This window comes from Micromonospora sp. NPDC048063 (genome assembly GCF_043202855.1).
In the GTDB taxonomy this organism is placed as follows: Bacteria; Actinomycetota; Actinomycetes; order Mycobacteriales; family Micromonosporaceae; genus Micromonospora.
Genome location: NZ_JBIDBG010000040.1, coordinates 3,689 through 5,131, shown reverse-complemented (window position 1 = coordinate 5,131; position 1,443 = coordinate 3,689). Strand labels below are relative to the sequence as shown.

Here is a 1,443-nt window from a genome sequence, read left to right as displayed (position 1 = left end):
GGTCTGTTGTTCGTTCATCGAGAGTTGCACAGTGGACGCGTAGCAGCTTAGTAGTCAAGTCCTCGGCCTATTAGTACCGGTCAACTGAACCCGTTACCGGGCTTACATTTCCGGCCTATCAACCCAGTCGTCTAGCTGGGGGCCTTACCCCACAAAGTGGGTGGGATACCTCATCTTGAAGCGAGCTTCCCGCTTAGATGCTTTCAGCGGTTATCCCTTCCGAACGTAGCTAACCAGCCGTGCCCCTGGCGGGACAACTGGCACACCAGAGGTTCGTCCGTCCCGGTCCTCTCGTACTAGGGACAGCCCTTCTCAAGTATCCTACGCGCACGGCGGATAGGGACCGAACTGTCTCACGACGTTCTAAACCCAGCTCGCGTACCGCTTTAATGGGCGAACAGCCCAACCCTTGGGACCTGCTACAGCCCCAGGATGCGACGAGCCGACATCGAGGTGCCAAACCATCCCGTCGATATGGACTCTTGGGGAAGATCAGCCTGTTATCCCCGGGGTACCTTTTATCCGTTGAGCGACACCGCTTCCACTCGCAAGTGCCGGATCACTAGTCCCGACTTTCGTCCCTGCTCGACCTGTCAGTCTCACAGTCAAGCTCCCTTGTGTACTTGCACTCAACACCTGATTGCCAACCAGGCTGAGGGAACCTTTGGGCGCCTCCGTTACCCTTTAGGAGGCAACCGCCCCAGTTAAACTACCCACCAGACACTGTCCCTGAACCGGATAACGGTCCGAAGTTAGATACCCAAATCAACCAGAGTGGTATTTCAAGATTGCCTCCACCCATACTGGCGTATGAGCTTCACCGGCTCCCACCTATCCTACACAAGCTAATTCGGATACCAATGTCAAGCTATAGTAAAGGTCCCGGGGTCTTTCCGTCCTGCCGCGCGTAACGAGCATCTTTACTCGTAATGCAATTTCGCCGGGCCTGTGGTTGAGACAGTGGGGAAGTCGTTACGCCATTCGTGCAGGTCGGAACTTACCCGACAAGGAATTTCGCTACCTTAGGATGGTTATAGTTACCACCGCCGTTTACTGGCGCTTAAGTTCTCCGCTTCGCCCCAAAGGAGCTAACAGGTCCCCTTAACGTTCCAGCACCGGGCAGGCGTCAGTCCATATACATCGAATTACTTCTTCGCATGGACCTGTGTTTTTAGTAAACAGTCGCTTCCCCCTGCTCTCTGCGGCCATACAACGCTCCACCCGCGCGGGGCTTCACGTCTCCGGCCCCCCTTCTCCCTAAGTTACGGGGGCAATTTGCCGAGTTCCTTAACCACAGTTCGCCCGATCGCCTCGGTATTCTCTACCTGACCACCTGTGTCGGTTTGGGGTACGGGCCGCTCAGAACTCGCTAGAGGCTTTTCTCGGCAGCATAGGATCACTGACTTCACCTGAATCGGCTCGGCATCACGTCTCAGCCTACAT

1 rRNA gene (running past one end of the window) is annotated in these 1,443 nt (G+C 55.6%); it reads right to left on the bottom strand.

The window, feature by feature from the left end:
* Nucleotides 1-50 precede the first annotated feature (50 nt).
* A 23S ribosomal RNA gene (locus ACGFZ2_RS34265) occupies nucleotides 51-1,443 on the bottom strand (it continues 1,790 nt past the right edge of the window).